This is a genomic window from Gordonia sp. w5E2 (genome assembly GCF_036540975.1).
GTDB lineage: Bacteria > Actinomycetota > Actinomycetes > Mycobacteriales > Mycobacteriaceae > Gordonia > Gordonia jacobaea.
The window spans coordinates 250,998-276,108 of the sequence record NZ_CP144213.1; the positions used below are offsets into that span (position 1 = coordinate 250,998).

24 protein-coding genes are annotated in these 25,111 nt (G+C 65.9%); 15 read left to right on the forward strand and 9 right to left on the reverse strand.

Annotated elements, in window-relative coordinates:
- Positions 1–4 precede the first annotated feature (4 nt).
- The 6 genes from rraA to RND64_RS01070 all read left to right on the forward strand — a co-directional run bounded on the left by rraA (position 5) and on the right by RND64_RS01070 (position 7,495).
- Positions 5–499, forward strand: a complete 495-nt coding sequence (rraA, locus tag RND64_RS01045; RefSeq protein WP_331436375.1) for a ribonuclease E activity regulator RraA — start codon at positions 5–7, stop codon at positions 497–499.
- A 28-nt stretch (positions 500–527) separates the two neighbouring features.
- Positions 528–2,108 (forward strand): succinic semialdehyde dehydrogenase, encoded by a 1,581-nt coding sequence (locus tag RND64_RS01050; protein ID WP_268760681.1) that lies wholly within the window; start codon positions 528–530, stop codon positions 2,106–2,108.
- 76 nt (positions 2,109–2,184) lie between these two features.
- Complete coding sequence (locus RND64_RS01055; protein WP_331436376.1) at positions 2,185–3,396, forward strand: PQQ-dependent sugar dehydrogenase; 1,212 nt, start codon at positions 2,185–2,187, stop codon at positions 3,394–3,396.
- A gap of 46 nt (positions 3,397–3,442) precedes the next feature.
- Positions 3,443–4,246, forward strand: a complete 804-nt coding sequence (locus RND64_RS01060) for a cyclase family protein (protein WP_331436377.1) — start codon at positions 3,443–3,445, stop codon at positions 4,244–4,246.
- A gap of 121 nt (positions 4,247–4,367) precedes the next feature.
- The gene (locus RND64_RS01065; RefSeq protein ID WP_331436643.1) at positions 4,368–6,485 is read left to right on the forward strand and encodes an ArnT family glycosyltransferase; all 2,118 of its coding nucleotides are present in this window, start codon (positions 4,368–4,370) and stop codon (positions 6,483–6,485) included.
- A gap of 149 nt (positions 6,486–6,634) precedes the next feature.
- Entirely contained in the window at positions 6,635–7,495 is an 861-nt protein-coding gene (locus RND64_RS01070) for an alpha/beta fold hydrolase (RefSeq protein ID WP_331436378.1), read from the forward strand.
- Positions 7,496–7,518: 23 nt separating this feature from the next.
- On the opposite strand, the gene RND64_RS01075 is transcribed toward RND64_RS01070, so the two are convergent.
- Positions 7,519–8,271: a hypothetical protein gene (locus RND64_RS01075; RefSeq protein ID WP_331436379.1), complete on the reverse strand. Its 753-nt coding sequence runs from the start codon at positions 8,269–8,271 to the stop codon at positions 7,519–7,521.
- A 121-nt stretch (positions 8,272–8,392) separates the two neighbouring features.
- Positions 8,393–9,085, reverse strand: a complete 693-nt coding sequence (locus RND64_RS01080; protein WP_331436380.1) for a DUF6474 family protein — start codon at positions 9,083–9,085, stop codon at positions 8,393–8,395.
- 132 nt (positions 9,086–9,217) lie between these two features.
- Here RND64_RS01080 and RND64_RS01085 point away from each other — a divergent pair, with 132 nt between their 5' ends.
- Positions 9,218–10,930, forward strand: coding sequence for a TM0106 family RecB-like putative nuclease (locus RND64_RS01085; protein WP_331436381.1), 1,713 nt, complete (start codon positions 9,218–9,220; stop codon positions 10,928–10,930).
- Here RND64_RS01085 and RND64_RS01090 read toward each other — a convergent pair.
- Entirely contained in the window at positions 10,880–11,794 is a 915-nt protein-coding gene (locus RND64_RS01090; RefSeq protein ID WP_331436382.1) for a hypothetical protein, read from the reverse strand. The genes RND64_RS01085 and RND64_RS01090 overlap by 51 nt on opposite strands.
- A gap of 312 nt (positions 11,795–12,106) precedes the next feature.
- Here RND64_RS01090 and RND64_RS01095 point away from each other — a divergent pair, with 312 nt between their 5' ends.
- The 3 genes from RND64_RS01095 to RND64_RS01105 are packed head-to-tail and all read left to right on the forward strand — an operon-like array spanning position 12,107 to position 14,415.
- Positions 12,107–12,646, forward strand: a complete 540-nt coding sequence (locus RND64_RS01095) for an XRE family transcriptional regulator (RefSeq protein ID WP_414651994.1) — start codon at positions 12,107–12,109, stop codon at positions 12,644–12,646.
- Positions 12,647–12,667: 21 nt separating this feature from the next.
- On the forward strand, positions 12,668–13,210 hold the full coding sequence (locus tag RND64_RS01100) for a hypothetical protein (protein WP_331436383.1): 543 nt from the start codon (positions 12,668–12,670) through the stop codon (positions 13,208–13,210).
- A gap of 11 nt (positions 13,211–13,221) precedes the next feature.
- Positions 13,222–14,415 (forward strand): MAB_1171c family putative transporter, encoded by a 1,194-nt coding sequence (locus RND64_RS01105; RefSeq protein WP_331436384.1) that lies wholly within the window; start codon positions 13,222–13,224, stop codon positions 14,413–14,415.
- Between the two features lie 25 nt (positions 14,416–14,440).
- Here the strand turns inward: RND64_RS01105 and RND64_RS01110 are convergent, their stop codons facing one another.
- The 3 genes from RND64_RS01110 to RND64_RS01120 form a co-directional block, all read right to left on the reverse strand.
- The gene (locus RND64_RS01110) at positions 14,441–15,202 is read right to left on the reverse strand and encodes an SDR family NAD(P)-dependent oxidoreductase (protein WP_049700241.1); all 762 of its coding nucleotides are present in this window, start codon (positions 15,200–15,202) and stop codon (positions 14,441–14,443) included.
- A 119-nt stretch (positions 15,203–15,321) separates the two neighbouring features.
- Positions 15,322–16,050, reverse strand: a complete 729-nt coding sequence (locus RND64_RS01115; RefSeq protein ID WP_049700240.1) for a TMEM165/GDT1 family protein — start codon at positions 16,048–16,050, stop codon at positions 15,322–15,324.
- A 119-nt stretch (positions 16,051–16,169) separates the two neighbouring features.
- On the reverse strand, positions 16,170–16,694 hold the full coding sequence (locus tag RND64_RS01120; protein WP_251721540.1) for a peptidase: 525 nt from the start codon (positions 16,692–16,694) through the stop codon (positions 16,170–16,172).
- 163 nt (positions 16,695–16,857) lie between these two features.
- On the opposite strand from RND64_RS01120, the gene RND64_RS01125 reads away from it, so the two are divergent.
- Entirely contained in the window at positions 16,858–19,050 is a 2,193-nt protein-coding gene (locus tag RND64_RS01125) for an ABC transporter ATP-binding protein (protein ID WP_331436644.1), read from the forward strand.
- The gene (locus RND64_RS01130) at positions 19,047–19,793 is read left to right on the forward strand and encodes an energy-coupling factor transporter transmembrane component T family protein (protein WP_049700316.1); all 747 of its coding nucleotides are present in this window, start codon (positions 19,047–19,049) and stop codon (positions 19,791–19,793) included. Before RND64_RS01125 ends, RND64_RS01130 begins: the two co-directional genes overlap by 4 nt.
- Before the next feature lie 502 nt (positions 19,794–20,295).
- On the opposite strand, the gene RND64_RS01135 is transcribed toward RND64_RS01130, so the two are convergent.
- Positions 20,296–20,925 (reverse strand): superoxide dismutase, encoded by a 630-nt coding sequence (locus tag RND64_RS01135; protein WP_005206140.1) that lies wholly within the window; start codon positions 20,923–20,925, stop codon positions 20,296–20,298.
- Between the two features lie 267 nt (positions 20,926–21,192).
- Positions 21,193–21,342, reverse strand: coding sequence for a hypothetical protein (locus RND64_RS01140; protein ID WP_197494605.1), 150 nt, complete (start codon positions 21,340–21,342; stop codon positions 21,193–21,195).
- Between the two features lie 127 nt (positions 21,343–21,469).
- Here RND64_RS01140 and RND64_RS01145 point away from each other — a divergent pair, with 127 nt between their 5' ends.
- Positions 21,470–22,540: a winged helix DNA-binding domain-containing protein gene (locus RND64_RS01145; RefSeq protein ID WP_331436385.1), complete on the forward strand. Its 1,071-nt coding sequence runs from the start codon at positions 21,470–21,472 to the stop codon at positions 22,538–22,540.
- A gap of 25 nt (positions 22,541–22,565) precedes the next feature.
- Here the strand turns inward: RND64_RS01145 and RND64_RS01150 are convergent, their stop codons facing one another.
- Positions 22,566–23,309 carry a VOC family protein gene (locus RND64_RS01150; protein ID WP_049700237.1) on the reverse strand — a complete coding sequence of 248 codons (744 nt, stop codon included), beginning with the start codon at positions 23,307–23,309 and terminating at the stop codon, positions 22,566–22,568.
- Between the two features lie 71 nt (positions 23,310–23,380).
- Between RND64_RS01150 and RND64_RS01155 the strand changes: the two genes are divergently transcribed.
- Together RND64_RS01155 and RND64_RS01160 are read left to right on the forward strand one after the other, a co-directional pair.
- Complete coding sequence (locus RND64_RS01155) at positions 23,381–24,223, forward strand: S49 family peptidase (protein ID WP_049700236.1); 843 nt, start codon at positions 23,381–23,383, stop codon at positions 24,221–24,223.
- 430 nt (positions 24,224–24,653) lie between these two features.
- Positions 24,654–25,013 (forward strand): rhodanese-like domain-containing protein, encoded by a 360-nt coding sequence (locus RND64_RS01160; RefSeq protein WP_049700235.1) that lies wholly within the window; start codon positions 24,654–24,656, stop codon positions 25,011–25,013.
- Positions 25,014–25,111: the final 98 nt, after the last annotated feature.

A 25,111-nucleotide genomic window follows, 5' to 3' on the forward strand; every position in this document is an offset into this window, starting at 1 on the left:
ACCTATGCTGTACGTCATGGCAGAGCTGACTTTCACCCCCACGGCCGACCTCGTCGACGAGATCGGTGCCGATGTCCGTAGCTGTGATCTCCAGTTCACCCAGTACGGCGGGGTCCGTGAGTTCGTCGGAACGGTGACAACGGTCCGCTGCTTCCAGGACAACGCGCTGCTCAAGTCGATCCTCGGCGAGTCGAATCCCGGTGGAGTGCTGGTGATCGACGGTGATGCCTCGGTGCACACGGCGCTGGTCGGCGACATCATCGCGGAGCTGGGCCGGTCTAACGGCTGGGTCGGGATCATCGCGAACGGTGCGATCCGCGACGCCAAGACCATCGGCGGGATGGAGATCGGCGTGAAGGCGCTCGGCACCAACCCCCGTAAATCCACCAAGACCGGAGAAGGTGAGCGCGACGTACCGCTGACGCTCGGTGGAGTCACCTTCACGCCCGGCGACACCGTGTACTCCGACGACGACGGCATCGTCCTCGTCGCGCCCTGACCTTTCTCGGCCTATCGACACTCTCTCGATCACTTTCACGCAGCAGGAGGCTCCGATGCCCAAGCCAACACCCGACTACTTCGAACGACTCGGCGCATTGGTCGCGATCGACAACGCTGCCGCGCGCCCGACCCGATCGATTCTCGAAGCGTTCAGCGGCGTCGAAATGGCGACCATCCCTGTCGGCACCGCCGAGGATCTCGAGACCGCGGTGTCGCGGGCGCGTGCCGCTCAGCAGGGGTGGGCCAAGCAGTCACCCGCGGAGCGCGCGAAGGTGCTCAAGAAGTTCTCCGAGCTGGTGTTTGCCAACGCGGCGTCGTTGATGGATATAGCGCAGGCCGAGACGGGCAAGGCTCGCTCGTACGCACAGGAAGAGGTTGTCGACGTCGCGCTGACTGCGCGGTACTACGCGACGCACGGCCCGAAGATGCTCGCCGAGCGCAAGGTGCAGGGCATGCTGCCCGGTGCCACCAAGGTGCGGGTGCGGTATCAGCCCAAGGGCGTCGTCGGAGTGATCAGCCCGTGGAATTACCCACTGACACTTGCTGTTTCGGATGCGGTCGCGGCCCTGCTCGCCGGCAACGGCGTGGTGATCAAGCCCGACAGCCAGACCCCCTACTGCGCGCTGGCGCTGGCCGAGCTGCTCTACGAGGCAGGTCTGCCGCCCGCGCTGTTCGCGGTGGTCCCGGGCCCGGGAAGCGTTGTGGGACAGGCCATCATGGCGACCTGTGACTACGTGATGTTCACCGGATCGTCGGAGACCGGAGCCTCGCTCGCCGAGCAGGCGGGGCGTCGACTCATCGGTTTCTCCGCAGAACTCGGTGGCAAGAACCCGATGATCGTGACGGCCAACGCCAAGATCGACCACGCCGTCGAAGGTGCTGCGCGAGCGTGCTATTCGAACTCCGGTCAGTTGTGCATCTCGATCGAGCGGCTGTACGTCGACAAGGCGATCGCCGACGAGTTCACCGAGAAGTTCGGCACCTTCGTCCGCAACATGAAGCTCGGAGCCAACTACGACTTCAACGTCGACATGGGGTCGCTGGCTTCGGCTGCGCAGGTCGAGACCGCAGAAGCGCACGTCGACGATGCGGTGTCGAAGGGGGCAACGGTGGTCGCGGGCGGCAAGCGCCGCGCCGACCTCGGCCCCTTCTTCTTCGAGCCGACGGTCCTGTCAGGCGTGACCGACGAGATGACCTGCTTCCGCAACGAGACATTCGGCCCGGTGGTGTCGGTGTATCCGGTCGACTCAACGGACGAAGCGATCAAGCTCGCCAACGACACCGACTACGGTCTCAACGCGAGTGTCTTCGCGGGCAGCAGCGACGAGGCGCAGGCGATCGCGGAGCAGTTGCGTGCCGGCACCGTCAACATCAACGAGGGCTACGCGGCAGCGTGGGCGTCGACCGCGGCTCCGATGGGCGGCATGGGAATCTCGGGCGTCGGCCGCAGGCACGGCGAAGAGGGGCTGCTCAAGTACACCGAGCCGCAGACGATCGCGGAGCAGCGCTTCATCGGCATCGACAAGGCTCCCGGAGTTCCGAAGAGTGTCTACCGCGCCGTCACCCCGCTCGCTGTGCGATCGCTGAAGTTCCTGCCGGGCCGGTAAAGGTCGGGATCTCCCGCTAAGGGCGATTCGTCGGGTTCTCGACCCCGGACGCATGTGAGCCGTTACGGTTGGCGACATGTCGCCGCAGCGCAGCGTACTCAAAACCGGTGTGATCTCGTGTGTGGTCGCGGCTGGTGTCGCAGGAACCGTGGCGGGTGCCCCGTCAGCCGAGGCCGCGCCGCGCCTTGCGGTCAGTTCGATCGCGACCGGGCTGAGTCACCCCTGGGATATCGTCACCGCGCCGGACGGCACGGCCCTCGTCACCGAGCGTGCCGGCCGTTTCGTGGCCATCAGGCCAGGGCAGGCGCCGAAGACCGTCCGGGCCGACCTGAGCGCGCTCTGGGTGCACCGCGAAGCCGGACTCATGGGTCTCGCGGTTGATCCGGGATTCGCGCAGAATCGTCGAATCTATTCGTGTCAGGCCGAGAAGGCCGGCACCGGATCGTCGGTCGCGCAGGGCGCCAAGATTCCTCAGGGTGTCGGAAGCGTGCCGCTGCCGTGGCCGAACACCGGGCAGCAGGTCACGGTGGCATCGTGGCGGGTGTCGCAGGACTGGTCGAGTATGCAGCGCGAACGGACGGTGCTGGCGGGTATCCCGTTGAACGCGGGCGGCAGGCATGCGGGATGCGGATTGGCGGCGGCGTCGGACGGGACACTGTGGATCGGCACCGGCGACAATGCGACGGCTGGGAATCCGCAGAGCCGAAAGTCGTTGGGCGGAAAGGTCTTACACGTCAATGCCGCAACCGGTCGGCCCGCTGCCGGTAACCCCGACCCCGCAAGTCCGATAGCGACGCTCGGCCACCGCAACGTGCAGGGCATCGCGCTGCAACCGGGTAGCGGACGGGTCTACTCGATCGAGCAGGGCACGAGCGCCGACGACGAGCTCAACCTCATCCGACCGGGCGCCAACTATGGCTACCGGCCCGACCGCGCGCCGGTGATCTACGACGAATCGGTGCCGATGACCGACCCCACGCGGGTACCGGGTGCGGTCGGTCCGATCTGGAAATCGGGCGCGCCGACGATTGCGACGCCCGCACTCCAGTTCTTGCCGACCACCGGCTGGGGCGAGTGGAACGGGGCGGTCGTCATCGCTGCCCAGAAGGCCAAGAAGTTGGTCGTGGTGAAGCTCGACGACAGCGGGACGCGGGTCGTCGACGTCGAAGAGGCGCTGTCGGATCGGTACGGGCGACTGCGCGCACTGGCCGTCGACAGAGACGGCTCGCTGCTCGTCGGCACAGACACCGGTAAGGATCAGATCCTACGAATCCGTCCGGGAGCCTAGGTGTTGTGTGCGCCGTCGGTGACGGCACTTATGTGTGACGGCCAGCGTGTGTGACGACGACGTGGTGCGGCACGCGCACGAGGAAGCCAGACGGGTCAGTCGTCGAACCGCGTTGCGGATGACCGCAGCGGCCGGTGTTGCGGCCGCCGGGGTCGGTGCTGCTTCGCGACCCGCGCGCGCGTCCGCGCAACCCGGCGCGACCCGGGTCGTGGATCTGACCCACCGACTCGGACCGGGTTTTCCGATGTGGCCCGGCAACCCGCCGGTCGTCAGCGTCCAGACGTCCCGAGTAGGGCCCGGCAACTCGGGCTTCGCCACCAGGTGGATGTCGTTCGCAGAGCACTCGGGAACCCACGTCGACGCCCCTGCGCACAAGATCGCAGGTGGACGAACCATCGACGCAATACCGGCGCGCGATCTCGTGGTGCCGCTGGTGGTGATCAGCATCGCGTCCACTGCGCGCGGTAATCGGCGGGCGGTTCTGACCGAACGCGACGTCGAGGAGTACGAACGAGTTCACGGCCGCATTCCGGCACGTGCGTTGGTGGCACTGCACTCGGGGTGGCAACCCGCGACGGGCGGAGCCGATGCGCCCGGCTTCGATCCCACTGCGGCGCAGATGCTGGTGACCGAACGGGGAGTGTCGGCGCTCGGGACCGACACCTTGAGCGTCGACATCAAGGGAGCAGTCGGTGCGCACACAGCGATTCTCGGTGCCGGGCGGTACGCCGTCGAGGCGCTGGCCAACCTGACGGACGTCCCGCCCGCAGGCGCGCGCGTCGTCGTGGGTGCGCCTCGGTTCGCGGGCGGAACGGGTGGTCCGGCGAGGGTGCTCGCACTCGTCGACTGACGGACGCCCGCGTTCACAGACTTCTCCCAGCGAGGGTCCAGGGTCGCGGTAGCGGGGTCTCGGAATCTGGTAGACGAACCCAACCGAGACTTCTGCCTCACACCAAGATTCTGGAGGAATGATGACCGCAGTTCTGGAGCGGCGCGACGTTTCGCCGCCCGCCGACGATTCACCACCGACGCCCAGGCGTCGCCGATTGGCCGGGCGTCCGGTGTGGTGGAGTCCGTTTGCGCTTGCAGGACTCCTCGTGGCGACCGCGGTGCTCTACCTGTGGAATCTGTCGGCCAGCGGATACGGCAACACCTTCTACGCGGCTGCCGCGTGGGCGGGCTCGCAGAGCTGGAAGGCGTGGTTCTTCGGAGCACTCGACCCGTCGAACTTCATCACCGTGGACAAGCCCCCGGCGTCGCTCTGGGTGACGGGACTTTCGGTGCGCGTCTTCGGGATGAACAGTTGGGCCGTGCTGGTGCCGCAGGCGCTGATGGGCGTCGCGGCGGTGGCGCTGATGTACGCGACGATGCGTCGAGTGATCACCGATCCGCGGCAGGGGACCGCTGCGGGACTGATCGCGGGCGCGGTGCTCGCATTCACCCCTGCAGCCGCGTTGATGTTCCGCTTCAACAACCCCGACGCACTGCTGGTGCTCTTGATGGTTGCCGCGGGGTACTGCCTGGCACGGGCGATCGCGACGAACTCCGGCCGATGGCTGGCACTGGTGGGTGTCGCGCTCGGCTTCGCCTTCCTGACGAAGATGCTGCAGGGGCTGCTGGTGCTGCCCGCGTTCGGTCTCGCCTACCTGCTGTTCGCAAACAACGGTTGGCTCAAGCGAATTGGGCAACTCGTCGGCGCGGCTATCGCTCTCATGGTGTCGGCCGGATGGTTCGTGGTGGCGACGATCCTGACGCCTGCCAGCTCACGTCCCTACATCGGCGGCTCGACGAACAACACGTTCATGGATCTCGTCTGGGGCTACAACGGCGTCGGACGCATCAGCGGCGGTTCGGGGGGAGGCCCTGGCGGCGGTGGCGGCGGCGCAGGAGGTTCGTTCGGCGGATCGACGGGCCTGAGTCGACTCTTCAGCTCGGAGATGGGCAATGAGATCTCGTGGCTGCTTCCCGTCGCGCTCTTCGCCATTGCCTTCTGCGTGTACCTGATGATCCGCAGCTTCCCGATCTTCAACTATCGCAACGGGATTCACCGCACCGAGGCTGGCGCGGTTGTCGCCTGGGGTGGCTGGTTGCTGATCACCGCGATGATCTTCAGCTACATGAGCGGCATCATCCATCCCTACTACACGGTGGCGCTGGCGCCTGCTGTCGCCGCGATGGTTGCGCTCGGTGGCGTATTCGCGTGGCGACGTCGCGCCAACTGGGACGGACGAATCGCGTTGAGCGCCATGATCGGTCTAGCAGCATGGTGGTCGATCGTCCTGCTCAACCGCAACGAATGGGGTCCGGTCTGGTGCCGGTGGATCATCGGCGCTGTGGCCGTGCTCGCAGTGATCGGTGTGTTCGTGGGAGGTGCGCTCGGACTCAAGAAGGTGTTCGTGGCTTCGGTGATCGCGGGAGCGATCGCGGGATTCGCAGGGACAGCTGCATTCTCGATCGCCACGGCCGCGACGGCACACCACGGGTCGATCCCGACAGCAGTACAGACGAGCGGCGTTCAGGGTGGCATGGGCGGACCGGGCGGAGGTGGTCCGAGCGGCTCGCGAGGCGGTAGCGCACAGAACGGCGGCGCACAGAACGGCGGCGCGCAGAATGGCACAGCGCAGAACAGCACCGCGCAGTCGGGTTCGGGACAGCCGGGAATGGGTCAGCCTCCCAACGGAACTCGGTCGACCAGCGGAACGCAGTCCGACGGCGGAACCCAGAGCACGCGCTCGTTCGGTGGCGGCATGGGTACGGGCGGTCCGGGCGGCGAGTCGTCGACCAATGCCGAACTGGTGAAGCTGCTCCAAAACACCAACAGCACCTGGGCGGCGGCGACCAACGGCTCGCAGTCGGCGGCGAACATCGAGATCGCGACGGGTAAGTCCGTCATGGCGATCGGCGGGTGGAGCGGCGATCCCGCACCGACGCTCGACGAGTTCAAGCAATACGTGAAGGAAGGCAAGATCGCTTACTACATCGGCGGTGGTCAGGGTGGCCCCGGAGGCAACTCCGCGATCTCCACCTGGGTGACCCAGAACTTCACTGCCACAACGGTCGGAGGCACCACGGTGTACAAGCTGACGTGACGCACCACGAGTTGACGTAGGGTCAAAGCACCATCGGCGGCCCACCTTTCGCGCCGAGCGCGGGGTGGGCCGCCGATGTCGTCAGGCGGTGCGCACGCGCACCGGGCAGTATCCGACCGCACAGTATCCGACCGAGCATTTGGAGAGCCATGGCCGAGAAGATCACCGAGTTCAGCCGAGACGGATGGACCTTCGACGTCGTCGATTCCGGTCCGATACCCGGTGCGGCGTCGGACATTCCGGTGATACTGCTGCACGGCTTTCCGGAACGGGCGTCGTGTTGGGAGGACGTGACACCGCTGCTCAATGAGCGCGGATTGCGTACCGTCGCACCCGATCAGCGTGGCTATTCGCCTGGCGCGCGGCCACAGTCGGTGCGCGACTACAGAATTGACGAACTCGTCGACGACGTCATCGCGTTGGCGGATGCGCTCGACGCGCCACGTTTCCACCTTGTCGGGCACGACTGGGGCGCGGCGGTCTCGTATGCGGTCGCAACCCGTCATCCTGATCGGGTGGCCACGTTGACGACGTTGGCCGTTCCACACACCGGTGCCTTCTTGCGCGCAATGCCCCGCGGCCAGGCGTTGAAATCGTGGTACATGGGGTTCTTCCAACTGCCCAAGGTGCCCGAGAAGTTGATTGCGTACGGCGCGAAGCACGGCGGCGGCGCGGGTGGGCGACTGGAGATGTATCCCGGCTTCTCCGAACGACTCTCACGCGAGATCGTCGACTACGGTGCCCTCACCGGAGGGATCAACTGGTATCGCGCGATGCGGTTCTCGTCGATCGACTCGTTGGCAGGAGGCAAGGTGCGGGTGCCCACCACCTACCTCTACGGCGACAAGGATCGCTTCCTGAGTAGAGCGGGGGCGCGCGGGTGCTCTGAATTCATCGACGCCCCATACGAATTCGTGGTCTTGCCAGGCGTCGACCATTGGATGCCGCAGCGTGCTCCCGAGGCGATCGCCGACGCCATTACCGCGCGGGCGGAGTCCCTGCAGGACTGAGACTTTGCTGACGGACTGAGAAGCTACTGACGGTGCCGTCGCCAGCGCAGCACGATCAGTAGTGCGATCGCGAGCGCCGCGAGCGCTCCGCTGATCGCCCCGAACGCGATCGGCATCGCCGGGTTCGTCGCGGGAACCTCTGTCCGCCCCGAGCTGATGCGCGCGAAACCCGCTCTCGCGGCGTCGGATTCGGCAACGGGATCGGTTGTTGTCGGTGCCGCGGGCGCAGTCGGTGTCGCAGGCGCTGTTGATGCCGCAGGCGCTGGGGCCGGCGCAGACTCCTGGACACCCGTCGGCTCGGAAGCCGGAGTCGATTGCGCATCCGCCTCGAACAAGGTCGGTTCGTCCGCCGCAGCAGCCGCGGGAGGAGTTGTCTTCGGGGGAGCCTTCTTCTCCGCGGCCTTGGTCGGCGGTGCCTTCTTTGCTGCGTTCTTTGCCGCAGACGGAGTCGCGGCGCCCTTCGCCGGGGCGCTCTTCTTTGCCGCGGTGGTCTTCTTCGCTGTGGTCGCCTTTTTGACCGGCGCGCTCTTCTTGGCTGCAGGCGCCTTCTTCGCAGGAGTGCTCTTCTTGGCGGGCGCTGCCTTCTTCGCCGCGGGAGAGGTCGGAGAGGACTCATCAGCAGGGGACTTCTCGGCAGGAGACGTATCCGCAGTCGACTTCTCGGCGGGCGACGCTTGCGCGGGCGCGGCCTTCTTGGCGGCGTCGTTCGTCTCGTCGGCGGCGGGTGTGCGCGACGCGTCGTCGGACGGTGTTTCGCCGGAAGTCGGGTCTGTCATGTCGGGACGCCCCCTGGGATCGGTCTGGATGGTCCTCATCGTAAGCGCGGCGTCGAAGCAGGTGGAGATGTTCGAGCCGTTGGTGATGTTCGACGCCGCGCGAGGGTTGCGTGCGGTGTTGCTACGTGCGGACGCCGAGTCGGGCCATGATGTCGGCGTCGATGGCGCTCAACTCGTTCTCGACCGCCCTGTGCGCGGTCTTGCGCTGCTGCGCCGGCATCGGCTCGGCAGCGTCGACGGCGATGGCGAGATTGTCGAGGCGAGCGGTCATGGCGTCGACGAACTGCTTGGTGTCCGACGACGTGTCCTGCGCGGATACCTTCTGCAGTGACGTGCGGAGGGCCTCGATGCGGGCCAGTAGGGGCGCGCCGCTGCCCGAGTACTTGACCAACTGTGCCGGCGACACGCCGATGCGCTTGGCCTGGAGTTCGGTGATCTTGCCGCGGCCGGCGACGGCGAGGCGGTAGATCACGGGCACTGCGATGGGCGCTACGAGGCGTGTAACGGTGAGGAACCGCTTGACGCTCGCGGGGCTGAACGGCTTGGCGTCGGCAGTGGCTTTCGCTTTCGCGGCAACGGTTTTCGCCTCGGCCTTGGCCACCTTCTGGGCCGCCTTTGCCTCGGCCTTCAAGGTCTTGCGCTGTGCCTTGAGTTCCTTCTCGACAATCTTCTTGCGTGACTTGCGCAGTTCCCTGGACGCCCTGCGCCTGTCCTTCGCGGCCAGCTTCGCGTCGAGCTTCGCCTTGGCCTTGAGTGCCTTGGTTTCTGCGCGTCGTTGAGCACGAGTCTTACCGTCGGACGAGAACAATCCCATGCGGGCACCTTTCCCTGCGCCAGTTTGCTACAAGCATTGCATAGGCTCGATACAGACCGATCACATCCGTCGCACCGGCGGTGTGATCGACAGCCCAGATGTCTGATGAGCCGGTGAGAATCGAGGTGGGGTGTGGCCGCGGCCGTGTTGCATCCGCGCGACCTGGCGGGATGCGAGCATCGGGTCGCCCTGGACTTCAGCCATCCCGACCTCGTCCGCGACCGGGCGGACACCCCCGAGGCCGCCCGTCGCAAGGAGTCCGCGCAGCTACGCCGCGAGCGTATCCGCGACTTTCTCCTCGGACTCCACAGCGGCGAACCGTCGAACACGTTTGTCGTCGTCGGCGACGGCCCGCACTCAGAGCGTGTTGCTGCCACCCGAGAGGCCTGCTCGTCGGGTGCGCGGTGGATCTGGAATGCGACGCTGCCGACAGACCGCGAACACGGCAGACGAGGGCATTCAGAGCTCCTGCTGCGCGTCGGCGAGCCCGACGACGCGGCGTCGGGCTACATCCCGATCATCGTGGTGAACCATCGCGTGACGTATCCGGCGAAGAACCCGCGTCTGCACACCGCCGAGGTACCCACCCTTGTCACCAGTCCGCTGTGGGGGTGGATTCCGGCACCTGACCCGTTCCGATCACCCCGAAGCAACCGCCGCGACCAGCTACGACTGGCACATCTGACGCAGATGCTCCTCGACGAGGGGCTCTCGCCCGACGTCGAAGAAGACGAGTTGCGCGCGGGGGTCATCGGACTCGACGCCGACTGCATCGTCGTGCACAGGGTCGGGACGTCGCTGCCCGACTATCGCGAGGTATTCGACCGTAGGCAGCGCGTCGCGGCGGGGGAGATCGCGACGACGCCGCGTCGGATCGGTGAGTGTCGCGGGTGCCCGTGGTGGGGTCGGTGTGGCCCTGAGCTGGAGGAACGTCGGGATGTCAGCCTCGTCGCCAACGGGAACCAGGGCGACGCGTTGCGCGCAGTCGGGATCACGACCATCGATCAACTCGCCCGCTTCGACGGCGACCCGCCGGCCGACTGGCCCGCCAACCAGAGCTTCGACGACGCGGTGATCTGCGCGATTGCGTGGCTCGCCGACATTCCACTTGTCCGTCGCGTCGAGGAGCCGACTGTCGCGCGGGCCGACGTCGAGGTCGACGTCGACATGGAGAGCTTCGGCGAGGACGGCGCGTATCTGTGGGGCACACTGCTGACCGACAACACCGACCCTGGTCGGGACGTCGTCTATCGCGGATTCGCCACCTGGACACCGCTGCCGACGGCCGACGAGGGCCGGGCGTTCGCCGAGTTCTGGACGTGGTTGATGGCCGAGCGCGCCGACGCCCACGCGGCAGGCAAGACCTTCGCCGCGTACTGCTACTCGCAGCAGGCCGAGAACAGGTGGCTGCGCGCGTCTGCCGAGAGGTTCGGTGATCAGCCGGGTGTGCCGACGCCGAACGAGGTCGAACAGTTCATCGCGTCCGACGAGTGGGTCGACATCTTCGAGGCGGTGGGACGAAACTTTGTCGCACCGAACGGCAAGGGGCTCAAACGTGTTGCGCCCGTTGCCGGTTTCGGGTGGCGCGATGCTGAGGCCGGGGGCGAGGCGTCGATGGACTGGTACCGACGGGCGGTCGGGATCGGTGGCGTCGACGTCGACCCGAGTCAGCGTGACCGCCTGCTCGAATACAACGAGGACGACGTGCTCGCCACGAAGGTCCTACGCGAGTGGATGGACGGTTCGGCCGTCGACGAGCTCCCGTTCGCCGACGACCTTCTCGCTTTCCGACGCTCAGGCGCGAGTCGAGCGGAGGGCGTCGAGGAACGAACCGCTTCCGAGTAGCGCGACAGCGCCGAGAAGTAGCAGCGCGCCCGGCGCGATATCGGCGATGAAGCCCGTGAAGCTGCTCAGGCTGACGCCACCCGACGTCGCCGGCGCGGCGGCCGGTGGTGCCTGCGCGGCGGCCGGAGCGGAGCCGCTGCCGTTGGTCGACGCCGAACCACCACCCTGTGTGCTCGAGGTGCTGCCCGGCTGCGAGCTGTTCGCCGACGATCCGCCGCCGGTCGAGGGACTCTGGGGCTGCGCGGGCGCTGCGGGCGCAGCGGCCATCGGGACTGCGAACGCGGCTGCGGGAGGTTGCGCGGCCGGTCCGGGTGCGCTGCGGCCGGGACCGGGATTCGACGGTCCGGAACCTCCGGGTGGGCTGGGCGGTGGGTTGCCGCCCGGGCCCGCACCCGAGCCGGCGTGGGTTGTCGCGGTGGTCGGCGAGGTCTTGGTGCTCGTCGTGGTGCCGGGATTGGTTGGGGCGCCGGGGTCGGTCGTGGTGCTCTGGTCGGTTGTGGTGCTCGGGTCCGTGGTGGTGCCGGGGATGGACGGCGTTGTCGACGAGCCGTCGGTCGTCGACGGATTCGCGGTAGTCGAGTTCTCGCCGGTCGTGGGGTCGACCGTGGCCGTTGGTTTCGGCGTGTGGGTGTGATGGTGGCCCGGGCCGTGGCCGCCGCCTTGATTACCGCCGCCGTGATTACCGCCGCCGTGCGAGCTGGAGTGGTCGGAGCCGCCGTGTCGGGAACCCGAGTCGGCGTCGGGTCCGTCGGCCCAGCCGATGCCGCTGCCGATGGCCAAGAGAAGTACTGCAGACAGTGCGAGAATCAACGCAGGGGTGCGCGGCCGCCTCGGGCGGCGGTTGCTGCTGACGCGATGCGTCATACTGCGCTCCTGTCGGTTTCACGTCGTGATCGGCCGAGTAAACGGTACCGTGGTCCACATAACGGTGGATCCTGTGATCAGATCGAGATGAAATGTTCACCCGCGGGGAGGTGTTCGTGATCAAACTGTGAATAATGCCACAGGGCCTTAAGGTAATGGTGTTGTGGCTGGTTGCCAGCTCGCACACGGGGGGACGTTGTGCGTCTAGCATGCCCATCGTTGCATTGGGGATGCGTGTCGGGCTTTAATGTTTGCAAGTTCAAATGTCGGCTTTCGGAGAGTTGAATGACTTCACAAGGGACGGATAACCCCATGGGTGACGCCGGTAGGGGTGGGTCCGACGAACGCTCCACGTCCGTCGATCCGGGTTTATTTGCTCGACGGCTCGAAGAGCTGTTTCGTACGGTGCCAGGACCCAACGGACGCGCGTACAGCGCCAAGGCGATCGCAGCCAGGAGTACAGAGCGCGGATTCAGGCTGGGCGAGTCGTACCTCAGCCAGCTTCGTTCGGGTAAGGCCAAGTCGCCGTCGTTCAGGACGGTCGAGGGAATCGCCGCAGCTTTCGGGGTGGATGTCCACTACTTCCTGGAAGATCGCGCAGCACAACGTACTCGCGACGAGATCGATTTGATGCGGCTTCAGGCCGACACCGACGTCCAGCTCGCGGCGTTCCGACTGGCCGGACTGTCGAGTGATTCGGTGACCGTGGTCAACGAGCTGATCAAGGTTCTGCGCGAGCAGCAGGGGCTGCCGAAGGATCCGCCAGACGTCGTCGCTGCCGGTCTGACCGACGACGAGGTAGACGCCATCGAGGCGCGCCTGCGCGTCGTCGGCTTGTCCAACGACGACTAGTACTGACGTCCCCGCGGCATCGTGACGTCGAACAAGTCGATCGATGAGGGTTCCCGCCGCAGTCAGCGGGCGCTGTGGGCGCTGGTTCGTCGGTCGCTCGACGGCCTCGACCTCGACCTTCCGCTCGACGTCGGCCAGCTCTGCGAGCGATACGGCGAGCGGCGGGGACGTCCGATCCGGCCACTCCCGTACGCGCTACCCGCGGGGATGCCAAACGGTGTCTGGTTGGCGGCCAAAGACGCCGACTACTTCTTCTATCAGGAGAACACGTCCTCGTTGCACCGAGATCAGATCATCGTGCACGAGTTCGGTCATCTCATCGCAGGTCACCAGATGCTCGGCGAGGCGTCACTGACCGGGCCATTGGCGGCTTCCGGCGACGAATCCGACGCCGCGCTGCGTCGAACGTGCTATTCCGACGACCGCGAGTGGGAAGCCGAGACGTTGGCTTCTATGATTCTGACGTGGGCACAGTCGGCGGGTAACAGCGTCGGGACGACGGCCGACAACAAGGAAGTGCGGGGCCTACAGCGGCTCCTCGGGGGTCATAAAGGCTGGCTGTGAGGTGACTTCAGATGACCGACGTGATCAATCTCGTCGCGCTCGTCGCCTTCGTGCTTGCGCTGTGTTGGCGTCTGGACAAGATCAGGCGGGGTAGCGGCGGCCTGCAGGCCATCGCGATGACGGTGGCGATCGCTGCGCTGACGCTGGCGTTCGTGGTCAGCACCAGGACGAGCGCACACTTCCTCGACGAGCACGTCTATGCGGGTAGTTCGCGCTGGTTGTACTACGCGCTGCTCGCACTCGGCGTGGCGGCGTTGGTCATCGTGTTCTTCTTTCCCACCGCTCGCGCCAGTCGCGAGCGGCGTGCCGGTCACGAAGCCTTCCCACTTGTCGTCGCACTGATCGGCCTGCAGGTTGCGTTGGTGTTCACCCCGGACTCGTTGCGCACGTCGTCGGTCAACGAGTGGAGCTTCAAGAACTGGGGATTTGCGCTCTTCTACATCATTGCCAGCGCGTATCTCGCGTACGGATTCGGTGCGTGCGTGCGCAATGTGTTCAAGTTCTATCGGGTGTCGCAGGGGTACCTCCGGTTCTCGCTCGCGCTGCTCCTCACGGGTTTCGGTTTGCTCGCTTTTGCGTCCGTCCTGCAGGTACTCGCGGTCGTCGGAAGTGCGAGCGGCCTGGTCGGAGCGGTCAATTCGCTGATCGCGGTGCGGACGCTCGACATCGTCGGGATCGTCGCATTCCTGCTGGGAATCAGCTTTCCGATGCTGCATTCGCGGTGGACCGAGTTGGCCGCACGGCGTCGTCATCGGCGTGCCGTCGCAGCTCTTGAACCGTTGTGGAGCCTTGTGACGAGTGCGATCCCCGAGGTCGTGCTCCCGGAGGCAGGCAAATCGCCGACGCGACGCCTGCACCGTCAGGTCATCGAGATTCGGGACTCGCTCACGCAGTTGAGTCCGCTGGTTCCCGAGGAATTCGACGACGTCGACGACGAGGTGAAGGTCGCGATGCTGCGTGACGCCGTCGAGGCCTACCGCGACGAAGGCGGAGCGTCGGGGCCGGTGCGCCCTATGGTGCCCGCTGACGGAACCGGACTCGACGCCGAGGCCGCACCCCTCATCCGACTGTCACGGTTCGTCGTCGAGGATTCCGCGCGCGACGATCCCGCCGATGACGATCCTGCCGACTACTTCGAAGGGTCCGGCGATCCTGGCCATGGGCCGCGGCCGACAGCCGTGCGCGGGGTCGAGGCTCGCGACTGACCCCGCACAGGGCGGCCGGTGCAGCTCAGCGAGGCGCCATCCGGAGTGCGCCGTCCATTCGGATGGTCTCGCCGTTGAGGTAGTTGTGCTCGACGATGAACTCCGCGAGCTGGGCGTACTCTGCCGGCTCGCCGAGGCGGTGCGGGAACGGAATGGCCTCGGCCAGCGTCTTCTGGAACTCCGGGGTGATGCCCGCGAGCATCGGCGTGCTGATCGTTCCCGGTGCGATGGTGCAGACGCGAATGCCGACGCGTGCGAGGTCTCGCGCGGCCGAGATCGTCATTGCGTGAACGCCGCCCTTCGACGCCGCGTATGCGATCTGACCGATCTGGCCCTCGAATGCCGCCACCGATGCCGTGTTGACGATGACACCGCGTGCACCGTCGTCATCCACGGTCGATTCGTCCTTCATCTGGTTGGCAGCGAGCCGCATGACGTTGAACGTGCCGACGAGGTTGATATCGATGATCTTGCGAAACAGGTCCAGATCGTGCGGACCGTCCTTGGTCAGGATGCGCGACGCCCAGCCGACCCCCGCGCAGTTGACCGCAACACGAAGTGGAGCACCGGCCGCGGCGATGGTGTCGATGGCCGACTGCACCTGCGCCTCGTCGGTGACGTCGGTGGGGATCAGGGTGATGCCATCGGTCGGCTCGGCCTTGTCGATCGACGGCTGCAGATCAAGGCCGAAGACCTGTGCGCCCGCGGCGGCGAACCGTGCGGCCGTCGCGGCTCCGAGTCCGGATGCGGCGCCGGTGACGAGTACAGAAGAGCCGGAGATATCCATCGGGGTTTCCCTTCGTTCGGTAGCTGATCTGCCTCACCATAAATGGTGGACTTAGCGCAGAAAGTAGGAACCCCTACTAAAACCGACCGATCGCTCGGGAAACTACTAACTTTGCGGTATCACTCCTGGTCAGACGCATGCCCGCTATGTGCGGGTTCTGCTGCGGGCGCCGTTGCGGCCAGCGCCGCCGCGCGGTGGACCCGGTGGATGTAGTACGAACCGATTCCAACGATGGCAACCACAGCCGACAGCGTCGCGATGACCGTGACAGACGACGAATCGCGCAGACCCTCGAAGAGAAGCCATGCGGCAAACCCGAAGAAGAGCACGGACGCGCCGATCGCAATGGTCCGCTCGGGCAGGTGCTTGCCGAGGAGTGCGCCAACAGCGATGGCCAGCGCGTCGGCGGCGACCATGCCGATCGTCGAACCGATCCACACGCCGAGCCAGTCGCTGTGCGCGGAGAGTGTGATGGTGGCGAGCATCGTCTTGTCGCCGAGTTCGGCGAGGAAGAACGACGACATCACCGCGAAGAACACCGACTTGCCGACGCGGTCGGCTTTTCCTTGCTCGGAGTCGTCGAGGCTGTCGCCGCGAAGCGTCCAGAGGCCGAAGATCAACATTGCGATACCCGCGACGATCGACATGACGTTCGTCGGGATCGAGAGGCCGAGGAAATGGCCGAAGAACACGGAGACCGCGTGGACGGCGGTCGTGGCAACGGTGATCGCGAGCAGGACAATCCACCACTTGTAACGCAGGGCGTACGTCATGGCCATCAGCTGCGACTTGTCGCCCAGCTCGGCGACAAAGATCACGCCGAAGCTCAACAGGAGGGCAGCAATCATGAAGTCGAGGTTAGCCAGACCTCAGCTGCGATTGCAACAGATCGCAAACCCGCATTTGTGCAGGTAGGGGGCACAAAATCCGAAGTTCGGGTACCCGTCAAACGGCCGTTCGGACTCTCTCAGGCGACGAGCAGCATCGCCAGGACGGCGGTGTCGGGGTCGGCGTTGGGGTCGATCCCGACCTTGTTGCGCAGGTTGACCACTGTGCCGTCGGCTTCGGCTTCGGCCCACCCGGCACGGTGTTCGAGTCCGAGTTCCGGCAGTCCGGGAAGCAACACACAACCCGACGCGACGTCGGCGCATTCGGGAAGCGACGGGCGGGTGCGCGACGGCGGATGAAGCATCACCAATGCGGGTGGATTGCTGTCGAACCGGCCTGCTTCGACAAAGCTGTCGTCGACGACGTTTCCGATCGCGACCATCATGCCGACGGCGGGTTCGTCGAGGTCGTCGGGGTGTTCTTCGACGACTCGGAAGATCGTCGTGGTGGGTAGGAAGCCGGGGCGGCACGCGATCCGCACCGAGGCGACGAGCGTCTGCGTCCACTCGAGGGTCGACTCCGGCCAGCGTCCGGAGATGAGGATTCCGTTGAGATGCCCGTGTTGTTGAACCGGTGTGAGTCCGATCGGGACAGAGGACTGCATGTTCTGACCTCCCTGTTCGTGAGATGAGAATCCACCCACTGCGCGGCGTCGTCCAGTCGAAGCGCCGTGTTGTGACGCTTCGTTTACACGAAGTAACGGCAGACGCGGCCCAGGCGTGGTCGGGGTCACCAGGCACTATGGATACGTGCACTCACCGTCCGAAATGCCCGACGCAAAGACTCGCGGCGCGTTGCGTCCGCTCGAGATCGCCTGGATCGCGATCTTCGGTGGCCTTGCTGTCGCGGCGGTCGTCATCGGATCGGTCATCCCGCTGGCCAGCGCTGTTCGTGTGCTCGCGCCTGTTCCGCTCGCGTTGATCGGGGCCCGCACTCGGCCCCGCGCGATGGTCGCGGCGACCGTATCCACCGCGGCCGTGAGTTTCGCGATGGCCGGAACCAGGGCCGCGACGGCACTGCTCGCCGCCGCAGTCGTCGGAGGCATCGTCGGCGAGATCAAACGACGCGGACACGGTTGGCCGACACTCCTGGGGGTATCGGCGATAGCGGCTCCTCTGATCGGCGGTGTGTCGGTCGTGGTCTTGCTGGTGCTGGTGCCGCTGCGCGAGTTGGTGATCAAAGCGACGACGAACACCATCGGCGGACTCGCCAAGTGGGTCGAGAAGGTGCCGTCGGCGCAGCCGTTGGCCGACGGCATCAACGGGCTACGCCACAGCATCGAGCAGTACTGGTGGGTCTGGATCTGGGTGATGGGCGGCGTGGGAACCTTCATCACGATGGTGGTGGCCTGGTGGATTCTGGGTGCGGTGATCGATCGGCTCGCCGACATCCCCAGCGAAGACACCCTCGACGACGCCGTTGACGACGATCGGCCGGTGGCACCCCTGCCACTCGAGCTCGACCGCGTCGGGTTCTCCTACCAGCCGGGTGGACCCGAAGTCCTCGCCGACATCGACCTCCGGATCGAACCGGGCGAGTTCATCGCAGTCGTGGGAGCAAACGGGTCGGGCAAGTCGACGCTCTCGAAGATCCTGGCGGGTCGGCGCCCGACGAGCGGAGCGGTGCACCGACCCGGCGCCGCGGGGCTCGGTATGCACCGCGGAACGGCGATGGTGCTGCAGCGTCCCGAGACGCAGATGCTCGGCGCGCGCGTTGCCGACGACGTCGTATGGGGACTGCCGGAGGGAACCGAGGTCGACGTCGACGGTCTGCTGGCCGAGGTGGGACTGGCGGGGCTCGGCGACCGCGAGACGTCCGACCTCTCCGGCGGTCAGCAGCAGCGGCTGTCCATCGCGGCTGCTCTCGCTCGCGATCCCGCGCTGCTCATCGCCGACGAGGTGACGTCAATGGTCGACCCTGCCGGTCGCGCCGAACTCCTCGAGGTACTCAGCGATCTTCCGCGCACTCGCGGTATCGCCGTCGTCATGATCACCCACAGGGCGATCGAGGCGGTCGCCGCCGACCGGGTCGTGCATCTCGTGGCGGGTCGCATCGTGCCGTATCGCCCGAATTGGTTGTCGGAGTTGCACGAGGTCGAGGCGGGAGCCGCCAAGAGGTTCGAACTCGACGCGTCGTGGCACGAGGCGTCGAGCGGGGACGTGGTCTCGGGGCCGGAGCCGACGAGCGAACCTGTGCTGTCGTTGAGCGGCGTCGGACACACGTATCTGCGCGGATCGCCGTGGGAAGTGAACGCACTCCACGATGTGAACCTCACGGTGCATCGGGGCGAGGGACTGTTGATTGTCGGCGGAAACGGTTCCGGCAAAACAACTCTCGCGTGGATCATGGCAGGACTCATCGAGCCGACCGAGGGCAGTTGCCTGCTCTACCTCCCGGAACGACCTGGGCAGGGTGAGCCGGTGAGCAAGCACGTCGGCGAGGTCGGGCTGGCGTTCCAACACGCGCGGCTGCAGTTGCAGAAGCAGAACGTCGGCGACGACATCATGGCGGTGGGCGGTCTCAAGATCGGCACGACCGAGGTGGCGCACACGCTCGAATCCGTCGGCCTCCCACGGACCATGGCGATCCGTCGGGTCGACGCGCTCAGCGGCGGGCAGATGCGACGTGTCGTGCTCGCCGGACTGATCGCGCGAGCGCCCCAGGTGATGATCCTCGACGAACCGCTCGCAGGTCTCGACCCCGTGGCGCGCGACGACGTCGTGGCACTGCTGGCGAGACTTCGCGCCGGCGGGATGACCATTGTGATCATCTCGCACGACTTCGCCTCACTGGGCCAACTGTGTACCCGACGCGTGCGCCTGGCCGACGGAACACTGGTGCCCGACCCGGCGCCCGGATACGACCCGGCGGGCCCAGATCACTACACAGGGCCAGAGAACCCGGCAGGCCCAGGAAGCCCCGCTGGCGCAGATAGCCCGACGCAATGGAGGATGCCATGAGCATGCGGACCATCCCGCTGCGGCAGGTGCCCGGCGACTCTCCGATTCACCGACTTTGGGCGGGCACCAAGCTGATCGGCGTGTTCGTGCTGGGGCTGATGACCGTGGTGCTGCCGACCTGGCCGTCGTTGGGGCTCGTCGCCGGGGTCATGCTGGTCACCGCCATCATCGCCGGAATCCCCGTCGGTGCGCTTCCCCGACCGCCCTGGTGGTTCTGGGGACTGATCGCCGTCGGCGCCGGGGTCAATGCGTCGTTCGGTCTCGAGGCGATCATCCTCTTCCTCCGTGCCACCGCATTGGGGCTGGTGCTGGTCGCGAGTTCGATCCTGGTCATCTGGACGACCCCGATGGCCGAGGTCGCCCCTGCTCTCTCACGGCTGATGTGGCCGCTGCGAAAGCTGAAGATGCCGGTCGACGAATGGGCCGTGTGCATTGCCCTCTGTCTACGTGGCCTGCCGCTGCTGATCGATGAGATCCGACTACTCGTCGCGGTCCACCGCCTTCGCCCGACATCGGGGCGGTCGGATCACCCGTCGGCCGAGATGGGGATCATGGACATGGTGACCGCGGCGATGTCGTCGGCGCTGCGTCGGAGTTCGGAGATGTCGGAGGCGATCACCGCCCGCGGCGGCACCGGCCGACTCACCGCGACGACGGCCGGCCCGCACCGGCGCGACGTGATCGCGCTCGTGCTGCTGGCGCTCGTCTGCGCCGTGGCGATCACGCTCTCCGTCGTGCTGTAGGTGGCCTCGACTGTCGAGATCACTCCCGCTGGTTGAGCGGACGGGAACTCGACCAGCCCCACGCCCGATCCGTATGACATTGGGCCGCGGTTTTCGGGCTGCGCGTCATACTGATCGGCGGCGTCGACCCGGGTTCAGCGGCCTGGCCTGTCGAGGTCACTTCCGCGGGGTGGGCCCTGTTTCCGCTGGTTGAGCGGGCGCGAGCGCAGCGAGCACCCGAGTCGAAACCACCTTCGCGGGCACAGTCGACTGCGGGGCGGTGGTCTCGACAAGCTCGACCAGCGGGGACGTGCTCGACGAGTGGGTGGTCTCGACAAGCTCGACCAGCGGTGGGAGCTCGACCAGCGGTGGGAGCTCGACGAGTGGGTGGTCTCGACAAGCTCGACCGGCGGAGCCGCTTGACCAGCGAGAGATCAGCTCGGCCGCCAAACGCCCGCAACGCAACGCGGCGGCCACCCGAAGGTGGCCGCCGCGTGTGGTTCGCGTGTGTTTACCTGCTAAATCAGGCCGGGACGACCAGGCCGGGGCCCTGCTTCGTCGCGGTGGCGAAACGCTCAGCGGCGTCGGCCCAGTTCACGACGTTCCACCATGCCTTGACGTAGTCGGGCTTGACGTTCTGGTAGTCGAGGTAGAAGGCGTGCTCCCACATGTCGAGCAGAACGATCGGGATGATCGCGGCGGGGATGTTGCCGCTCTGATCGGTGAGCTGCAGGATCACCAGGTTGCCTGCGATGGTGTCGTAGCCCAGGATCGCCCAGCCCGAACCCTGCAGCGTGGTGGCAGCGGCGGTGAAGTGCGCCTGGAACTTGTCGAAGCTGCCGAACTGCTGATCGATCGCGGCGGCGAGGTCGCCTTCCGGCTTGTCGCCACCGTTGGGCGACAGGTTCTTCCAGAAGATGGAGTGGTTGGTGTGACCGCCGAGGTGGAAGGCGAGGGTCGCCGAGAGTCCGTAGACCTTTCCGGCGATGCTGCCGTCCTCACGAGCCTCGGCCAGCTTGGCGAGGGTGTCGTTGGCGCCCTTCACATAGGTCGCGTGGTGCTTGTCGTGGTGGAGCTCCATGATCCTGCCGGAGATGTGCGGCTCGAGTGCCGCGTAGTCGTATGGAAGATCCGGCAAGGTGTATTCAGCCACGGGTTTCCTCTCTCTGCTCAAACCTTCGAGTCTGTGCTCAACCTGCGAGCGTTCATACCGTCGGGCACTGCTTCGGCTACTGCTCTTGGGCTCGCGCGGGGCCTTCACTGAGTGTTGTGGACGCTCGCGCGGGTAGTTCCAGCCTTCCGCAGACAGTGGGGGAATGCAACAAACACGACCCAACTAACTTCAAGTCGGGTTGAAGTATCAGAAGGCCTATGTGAGCCGGACGCCAACGAGAAGGGCTGCGCCCCAATGGGATTGATGTCAGTAGAGAATCAGCGCGAAGAGGAGCACCAGTAACGCGACGACGCTGAGTCCAATGGTGATGCACGACTGTCGGACGTTGTAGGCCGCGCTCGGAACACCGCGACGCGATCGCGTCACCCGTGATTGTCCCGAAGCGTTAACGGCCATGGAGAACCTCGTCCCGAGTTGTCGATCGTGTGCGGCTGCGCGTTGCCGGTGCGACGCCAGAACCAAGAATAGTGACTGGCATCACAGCGATGTGCGATTAGCCAGAATAGTAGACACACTTCACGCTATGACTCAAATCACGCCGAGGCAGGCCAACCGGACCCTGCTCTCGCGGCAGCATCTGTTGACCAGAGTCGACGACGACGCTATTGAGGTCATCGACCGCATCGTCGGTATCCAGTCGCAGGATCCGTCGAGCGCTTTCTATGCGCTCGCGTCGCGGATCGACGATTTTCGGCCCGACGAGCTCGACGCTCTGCTCACCGACCGCGAAGTGGTCAGGATCGCGCTACTGCGAAGCACCGTCTTCTTGCTCGACGGTCTCGACGCACGATGGATTCGTGCGCTGGCACAAGACACGATCGACGCCGGAGTGCGCTCCAACCGAAGCCACGCGCTCGTCTCGTCGACGCCCGAGGCGGTTCACGCCGACGCCGCGGAGCTACTCCGCGGTCGAGCACTCGGCGGTGCCGAGTTGAAAAGCCTATTGGCGCAACGGCATCCGGACGAAGATCCGGCTGCGCTCTCCGCCCATGCGCGGTGTGGACTGCCGCTCGTCCAAGTGCCTCCGCGGGGATTGTGGAAGGGCAGCGGCGCGCCCACCTATCAACTCCTCGACGACTGGATCGGTCCCGGTGAGCCGGCCCTCGTCGGCGACGACGCTCGAAAAGAGTTGATACGCCTGTATCTTCGCGGCTTCGGTCCTGCCTCGGCCAAGGCGATCGCGACGTGGTCGGGGCTCACGCGCCTGCGCCCACTGCTCGACGAGATGGCCGCCGATTGGGAACTCGTGGAACTGGAGGGACCCGCGGGTGAGGTCCTCTTCGACCTCGACGGCCTCGCACTCGCCGACCCGGACGAACCGGCGCCGGTGCGGTTGATCGCACCCTTCGACCACATCCTCGTCGCACAGGCCGACCGCTACCGGATCGCCGACGACGCCGCCTACCGACGCACCGTCACACCCAACGGCCGCTCGCCGGGGTTCGTGCTTGTCGACGGCCGGCTCGCCGGGACGTGGCGCCCGGGCGACGGACCCGACGTCGACGTAGAGCTGTTCTCCGAACTGACCCGGGCGCAGCGCGCAGAACTCGACGCCGAGGTCGAGCGCCTGCGTGAGTTCAGAGCGAGCCGCTGACACCGCTCGGCCGGCTCGAGTCGTGCTAGTCGCCGGTACGCGGATTGCGGGACGTGATGCAGTACGGCCGCCCGACTGGATCGGCCATGACCGTCCAATTGTCGAAACGTTCGACGACCCGCGCACCCCAGTCCTCGTGGCGAGCCACCTCCTGCTGCACCGAGTTCGTTGCAAGATCGACGTGCCCGGTGGCCGACATCTGGCCGTCGGGGTTGACTCGCTGAAGCAGGATTCCGACGGCCAGGTGCGGATCGCGTTGTAGCCGAACGAATTCGGGCCGTGAGACGGGCTGCGTCGGCCTGCCGGTGAGCCGCGCCCAGAAGGTGAGTTCACGGTCGAACAGACTCGCGGGCACGTCGATGCACACCTGGTCGATGATGCTGATCGTGTCGTCGGGCCATCGGATGGGTCGTGACCTCGACGACTCGCCGGCCCAGTCGACGAGGCAGAAGATGAACCCCGCGGGCGATTCGAGCACGAGGAGCTCGCCGAGGTCGTCGCGAATGTGAGCGCCGAGTTCGACGGCCTCGAGCGCAGATGTCCTCGGGTCGTCGACATGGAGGTCGAGGTGCACGCCGCCCGGGCCGGACCCGACCCGCTGCACACGCAGGTGCGGGTCACCGTTGAACGGTTCGAGGGTTGCGAATTCGCGGTGGTCGCCGCGTGGCGGTGACACCGTACTGCCGGCGATCGCACGCCAGAACGTGACCTCGTCGCCGAACTGGTCGGCAGGAAAATCCAGAAACGCCGTGAGCCACCGGATGTCCACGGCTCCAGAGTCTACGGTCGGCTCGAGCGTCGCGTCGGGGGGTGTCGGACTCGCGCACTAGACTCGATCCAATGAATGGGCCACTCGGCGAGATCGTCAAGAAGTTCCAGAAGTCCCGCGCAGACAAGGTTGCGGTGGTGCGCCTCGATGGCGTCATCGGACATGTCGGGGCGGGTCGCGGGATGACCATCGACTCGGTCGAGCCGATGTTCAAACGCGCCTTCGAGACCGAGCGCGTCAAGGCCGTCGTGATCGTCATCAACTCGCCGGGGGGTTCGCCCGCGCAGTCGGAGTACATCGCCGAGCGAATCCGACAGCTCTCATCCGAGAAGGGCGTGCCGGTTCTGGCGTTCTGTGAAGACATCGCGGCGTCCGGTGGCTACTGGATCGCGTGCGCGGCCGATGAGATCTTCGCCGCGCACACCTCACTCGTCGGGTCGATCGGCGTTGTCTCGTCCGGCTTCGGCTTCAACGAGGTGATCGACCGGCTCGGGGTGCAGCGTCGGCTCTACACCGCGGGCGACAACAAGGCCAGGCTCGATGCCTTCTCTCCCGAGAACGCCGACGACGTCGAATGGCTCAAGGGAATGCAGTCCGAGCTGCACCAAGCGTTCATCGCGTGGGTCAAGCAGCGGCGTGGAAAGAAGCTCGCCGGTACCGACGAGGAGTTGTTCAACGGCGACATCTGGATCGGCGCGAAGGCCCGCGACGTCGGGCTCGTCGACGGCATCGGAGTGATGCGGTCGGTGGTGGCAGAACGCTACCCCGACGTCGAGATCACGGTGATTTCCGCCCCGAAGCCGATCCTCGCTCGGCTGCTCAGCGGCCCGTCGGGTGCAGCTGCGCTGACCGATGCTGTCGTCTCGGGAGTTCTATCCGCTGTGGAGAAAACTCAGCGGATCGAGTTTCGCTGAGCAAACCATCCACAGTTGTCCCCACGTTATCCACAGGGCTTGTGATCTTGACCAGATCGTTTACGACGGCGCCGACAATTTCACTGATGTGAAGAGAATATGCTGGCTGACCTGCTGATTAGTGACCGGCATCACACGTTGTGGACACCCGAGCTCGAGTTGTCCACAAATCCACAGCCTCATTCACAGGTTGACACTCGTCCGAGTTGTCTAAAGCGACGCTTGTCAAACCGGCATGTGGATAGCATTATGCAGACATACATAGCGGGATGTGGATGGCGTTCGCGCGTCCGCACGCTGTCAAATTGCGCGTCCCGCGCACGACGGACACGCTCGAAGCATCAGCGAGCCTCGACGAGACCGTGACCGTCGGGTTCAGGCGAGGTGGCAGTTCCGCCCCTGCGCGATGTGCCAACATGGAAACGTGAGCATGGGCGACATTCCACAGGTACCGGTGACCGAGTTGCCGGACGACTTCACCGACGAGCCCGGCCGCGTTCTCCTCGACGTGCGCGAGGACGACGAATGGAACGCGGGGCACGTCCGAGGCGCAGTGCATATACCCCTCGGCGAGATTCCCGGCCGACTGGACGAGATCGACCTGGACTCAGAACTCCTCGTCATTTGCCATTCCAGCGGACGCTCGATGCGTGTCCTGCAGTACCTCGAGCAGGCGGGAATCGACGGTTCGTGTGTGCGCGGCGGCATGATCGCGTGGATCGAGAACAACAAGCCGGTGCAGACGGGACCGGGAGACACGGGTTCCGGCAACTCTCCGGACGCGAACTAGCGGCGGCACGATGTACGACATGTGTCCGCGGTGCCGCATCCAGGCACCGCACCGGGACGGGCGCGAGCACTGTCCGCGCTGCGGCGGCAACCTCGTGG